This window comes from Campylobacter sp. JMF_04 NA10 (assembly GCF_027737655.1).
Lineage (GTDB): Bacteria > Campylobacterota > Campylobacteria > Campylobacterales > Campylobacteraceae > Campylobacter_B.
The window spans coordinates 1-5,286 of sequence record NZ_JAOVTZ010000010.1; the positions used below are offsets into that span (position 1 = coordinate 1).

The window sequence follows — 5,286 nt, forward strand, 5'->3', positions numbered from 1 at the left end:
GGTGGGGGTTGGTAAGGGGGAGGGTAGCGTCTCCTAAAAAGCGCGCCCTCCCCCTTACAGAGAATTTCAAAATTTCGCCTAAAATTCAAAAAATCGTTCAATGCTAAATTTGGGTTGAATTTTGCTTTAAATTTTACTAGATTGCTTCGAATTTGCTTATGCAAAATTCTTTGCAATTGCGCTTATGGGTAAAATTTCGGGTGCAGTATCCAAGCTTGCGGACAGCGGAATTTTAAAATTCGGCTAAATTTAGCGTTCTCTTGCGATTAAAACTCCGCTTATAATGACGACCAAAATCCCCAAAAACGCCATTAAATTCGGCAAACTATCGCCTAGCATGACGCCTAAAATCAGCGTAAAGATAATGTCTGTGTAACTAATCGCAGCCGCAACGCCAGCCTTTTTGGAGGCTGCGTAAGAGCGCGTCATGTATTTTTGGAAATAAATTCCGCTAATTCCTAGCAATGCGACCAAAACCCAGCCAAAGAGATTTGGCATGTTAAAATAGGCAAATTTGCTTAAATTCGCGCTCGAAATCACGCCTAAAATTTCAATTTCGCGTCCTTTTAGCGCAAATTCGGCGCACATTAGCGCAGAGCTTACAAGCGCAGCGCCGAAGACGAAAACTAGGATTATGATATCCGTGGCGTAGTATTTGCGAAGCTCCCTGACGCTGGTGTATGCAAGCCCCGCGCACATACCGCCAAAAACGCCGATGATATCGGTCGGTGCAATGCTAATGTGAGGCTGGATAACGAGCAAAATCCCGCCAAAACCTAGCATTATGGCGCACCAGCCTTTAAAGCTGAGCTTTTCGCCTAGGAAAAACGACGAGAAAAGTGCGGTGAAAATCGGGGCTGTTTTTTGGAAGGTAAAAGCCGTGCCAAGCTCGATGTGAGCGATATTATAAAAGGTCGCTATAATCCCGCAGCTGCCGATAAATGCGCGGAAAAAAAGTAGCCAAGGCTTCCCGCCCACGCCGAAATTTTTTAGCCTTTTTAGCGAGATTAGCACGATAGCTAGCCCTACGGCGTTTCTGAAAAACACGATTTCTACGCTACTCATTTGCTCTGCCATGACCTTGGCTAGCGCCCCATTTAGCGCGAAATAAAAGCTAGCGATTAGCATATAATACACGCCTAAATTTTTAAGCCAAAATTTAGAATAACCCAAAATTATCTCCTATTTGCTATTAAAATTCCAGCCGCAATTATCAGCGCGATTCCGCAAAGTGCCGTGAAATTTGGGAGTGTATCTCCCAAAGCTAGCCCAAAAATCATCGAAAAAATAATATCTGTGTAGCTTAGTGTGGCGACGATCCCAGCCTTTCTGGTAGCGGCGTAGGCTTTGGTGAGATATGACTGATAATACAGCCCACAAATGCCCAAAATCGCGCCAATTCCCCAGCCTTTAATATCTGGCATGACAAATTTGCTAATCATAAAATTTAGCGCAGGAATTTCGATAAATTCGGCAATCGCCATGAAAAGTATCGGCATTAGCGTGCCTGCAAGTAGGGCTGAGAGTATGATTACATTTGCGCTGTAATACTTGCGCAGCTCCCTGACAGCCGTGAGTGCAATCGCGGCAAACAGACCGCTTAAAATCCCAAAAATATGTCCAGCGTGAATCCCAAAGTGAGGCTGTATCACCAAAACGATACCCACAAAGCCCAAAAATACGGCAAACCAGCCAAATTTGGATAATTTCTCTTTTAACGCAAAATATGCAATCACAGCGATAAAAATCGGCGCTGTTTTTTGGAAGGTAAAGGCCTCGCCTAGGCTTAGTTGCGTAAGGTTGTAAAAAAACACGATTAAGCCCAAAATCCCGATAACTCCGCGCGTAGCAAGCATCCACGGATGTCCGCCACGGCTTGGTTGGGCTTGAATTTTGCGGTTTTTGCGCATGATGTATAAAATGATAAAAAGGGCTAATAAATTTCGAAACAGCACGACTTCAATGGCTGGGATTTGCATGGCTAAAATTTTAGCAAATGTCCCTGCAATGGAGTTGTAAAAGCACGCAAGTAGCATATAATAAATGCTTAAATGGTGCAATAAAAAGCTGTTGTATTTCAAAATTCGTCCCTTAAAAAAGCCTATAATTATAGCTGTTTTTAAATTTTGATTTACTTAATAAAATTTGGCTATAATGAGAAAAATCAAAGGAAGTATTATGAAAACAGTGATGATAATAGGGCGCCCAAATGTGGGGAAATCGAGCCTTTTTAACCGCTTCGCAAACGCAAGAATTGCCATTACTAGCGAGGTTTCAGGCACCACGAGGGATACGAATAAAATCGCCGTGCAAATTTATGATAGAAATGCGATGATAGTCGATTCTGGCGGGCTTGATGATACGAGCGAGCTTTTTGCGCGCGTGCAGGCAAAAACCCTAGCCGAGGCACAAAATGCGGATATTATTCTTTTTATGGTCGATGGCAAACTGCTCCCAGACGAGCAGGATCGCAAAATTTTCTTTTCTTTGCAAAAGCTAGGCAAACCGATAGTTTTGCTCGTAAATAAAGTAGATAGCAAAAAAGATGAAGAGCGAAGCTGGGAATTTAACGAATTTGGCGCACAGATGTTTGCGCTATCTGTCAGCCATAATGCCGGTATTGACGAGCTTAGGGATTGGATTTATACTCACCTCGATCCTGCGCCTGTGCGAGGGGACGAGAGCGAGGATTTTGATGATTTTTTGGAAAATTTCGACGATAATGGGGAATTTAAGGAAAACGACGAGAGCGAGTATTACGAGAATAAAACCATAAATGTAGGTATCATCGGGCGGGTAAATGTGGGCAAATCTAGCCTTTTAAACGCTCTTGTGAAAAACGAACGCTCTGTGGTAAGCAGTGTGGCTGGCACGACGATTGATCCTGTCAATGAAAGCTATGAATTTGAGGGCAGAAGGTTTGAGTTTGTGGATACTGCTGGTATCAGAAAGCGCGGTAAAATCGAGGGAATAGAGAGGTTTGCGCTAAATAGAACGGAGAAAATTTTAGAAAATTCAGACATTGCACTTTTGGTTTTGGACTCTTCTGAGCCATTTAGCGAGTTAGATGAGCGAATTGCTGGGCTTGCGGCTAAATTTGAGCTAGGCGTGATAATCGTGCTAAATAAATGGGACAAAAGCGAGGCCGAATTTGACGCTATGGTGCGCGATTTGCGCGATAAATTTAAATTTCTAGCTTACGCGCCGGTTATTAGTGTAAGCGCGCTTGGTGGCAAACGCATACACAAGCTCTACCCGCTGATTTTGCAGGTTTATAAAAATTACACGCAAAAGATAAAAACCGCCCATTTAAATGCGCTAATCGAGGAAGCGACCAAAGCTCACCCGCTTCCGCACGATAAGGGCAAGAGCGTGAAAATCTACTATGCGGCGCAGTTTGGCTTCGCTCCGCCTAAAATCGCGCTTGTGATGAATCGCCCGCGCGCGCTACATTTTAGCTATAAACGCTATTTGGCGAACAAACTTAGAGAGAAATTCGATTTAAGCGGGACGCCTTTGGTCATAATCCCTAAAAATCGCGGAAACGACGATGAGGGCGAGGCAAATTTGAAAAAAGGGCAAAAATGAGCGCAAAAAATATAATCCTAATCGGCTTTATGGGCGTTGGCAAGGGGACTTTCGCGCGCGCTTTGGCTGGGGCTAGCGGGCGCTTTGCGATAGATTGCGACGATATGATCGAAAGCTACGCAAACAAAAAAATTCGCAAAATTTTCGAGGAGCAGGGCGAGGTGGAATTTCGCAAAATAGAGAAAAAACTCGCTAAATTTTTGGAAAAAAATGTGAGTGGCGCGATAATCTCGACTGGTGGCGGGTTTTATGCTGTTAAAAATTTAAACAAAATCGGCACTGTAATCTACCTAAAATCGAGCTTCGATGCGATAATTAAGCGCATAAATTCTAGCCAAAACGCTAGCAAAAAAATCGCAAAACGACCGCTTTTGGCTGATTTGAAAAAGGCGCGCGCCCTGCATGAGCAAAGGGATAAAAAATACAGCGCCAAGGCTGATTATATCGTAAATGTAGAGAAAAATTCGCAAAAAGAAGTTATTGAAAAATTACTAAAAATTATCAAAAAAGAGGTTAAAAAATGAGTGAAAAATCTAAAATTTCAAATCCACGCACACTAACTGGGCTTCAACCCTCAGGCAGGCTACATTTGGGGAATTATTTTGCCAGCATTAAGCAAATGGTAGATGCGCAAAATGCGGGCGAGGAGCTGTTTTTGTTCATCGCAAACTACCACGCGCTTACCTCTGTTAGCGAGGGCGCGAAGCTCAAAGAGAGCACTTATGAGGCGGCTGCGGCGTTTTTGTCTTTGGGAATCGATCCAGAAAAATCGACATTTTGGGTGCAAAGCGATGTAAAAGAGGTTTTGGAGCTTTACTGGATACTTAGCGGATACACGCCAATGGGGCTATTAGAGCGCGCTCACGCTTACAAAGACAAGGTCGCAAAGGGCTTTGAGAGCAAGCACGATTTGTTTTCATACCCTGTGCTAATGGCGGCTGATATTTTGCTATATGACGCTACGAGCGTGCCTGTGGGCAAAGATCAAATTCAGCATGTCGAAATCGCGCGCGATATCGCTTTGAAATTTAACAACGCGCATGGCGAAATTTTAACCCTGCCAAGCGCTAGAATCAGCGAAAATGTCGCAATAGTCCCTGGCACAGACGGCGCAAAAATGAGCAAAAGCTACGGAAATACGATTGATATTTTTTCTTCGCCAAAAGAGCAAAAAAAGCAAATCGGCTCGATTGTTACGACATCTGAGCCGCTTGAAGCGCCAAAACAGTGGCAAAACTGCAATGTCTATAATATAGCAAAACTCTTTTTAGACGAAGCAGGACAAAAAGCCTTGCAAGCTCGATATGAGCGTGGTGGTGAGGGGCATGGACACTTTAAAATGTATCTTGGCGAGCTTGTGAGTGAGTATTTCGGACAGGCGCGCGAAAAATACGCTGAGTTGCTAGCTGATAAGAAAAAGCTAGATGAAATTTTGGCTTATGGTGCGCAAAAGGCGCAAAAAATCGCAAGTGAAAAAATGCGCCTAATACGCGAAAGTGTGGGGATTTACAGATAAATTTTAGTTAAATTTCGCCAAGCAAAATTTGGCGAAATTTATAAATTTTGAAAAATTTTAAAATTTCAAAAATTTTTTCTAGTTTTTAATCTCTTTTTAAGCAACCCTTGAATATAATCCACTTTCCGTTTTTGAAATCTAACTTCTGTTATTTTCCAATGCGTGTTATTTTATTTATTATT

Annotated in this window: 5 protein-coding genes; 3 read left to right on the forward strand and 2 right to left on the reverse strand. The window is 42.9% G+C overall.

The genetic code is table 11. The features are described 5' to 3' along the window. Positions 1–249 precede the first annotated feature (249 nt). Entirely contained in the window at positions 250–1,173 is a 924-nt protein-coding gene (locus tag OFO12_RS08025) for a DMT family transporter (protein ID WP_270870117.1), read from the reverse strand. Positions 1,174–1,175: 2 nt separating this feature from the next. Further along, positions 1,176–2,081 carry a DMT family transporter gene (locus tag OFO12_RS08030; RefSeq protein WP_270870118.1) on the reverse strand — a complete coding sequence of 302 codons (906 nt, stop codon included), beginning with the start codon at positions 2,079–2,081 and terminating at the stop codon, positions 1,176–1,178. Between the two features lie 97 nt (positions 2,082–2,178). Here OFO12_RS08030 and der point away from each other — a divergent pair, with 97 nt between their 5' ends. From der to trpS, 3 genes are read left to right on the forward strand one after another with little or no spacing between them, the layout of a single operon-like run. Beyond that, a complete protein-coding gene (gene der, locus OFO12_RS08035; protein ID WP_270870119.1) occupies positions 2,179–3,588 on the forward strand; it encodes a ribosome biogenesis GTPase Der in 1,410 nt (469 codons plus the stop codon). After that, complete coding sequence (locus OFO12_RS08040) at positions 3,585–4,112, forward strand: shikimate kinase (RefSeq protein ID WP_270870120.1); 528 nt, start codon at positions 3,585–3,587, stop codon at positions 4,110–4,112. The genes der and OFO12_RS08040 overlap by 4 nt, the downstream gene beginning before the upstream one ends. Then, positions 4,109–5,104 (forward strand): tryptophan--tRNA ligase, encoded by a 996-nt coding sequence (gene trpS / locus OFO12_RS08045; RefSeq protein ID WP_270870121.1) that lies wholly within the window; start codon positions 4,109–4,111, stop codon positions 5,102–5,104. Before OFO12_RS08040 ends, trpS begins: the two co-directional genes overlap by 4 nt. Positions 5,105–5,286: the final 182 nt, after the last annotated feature.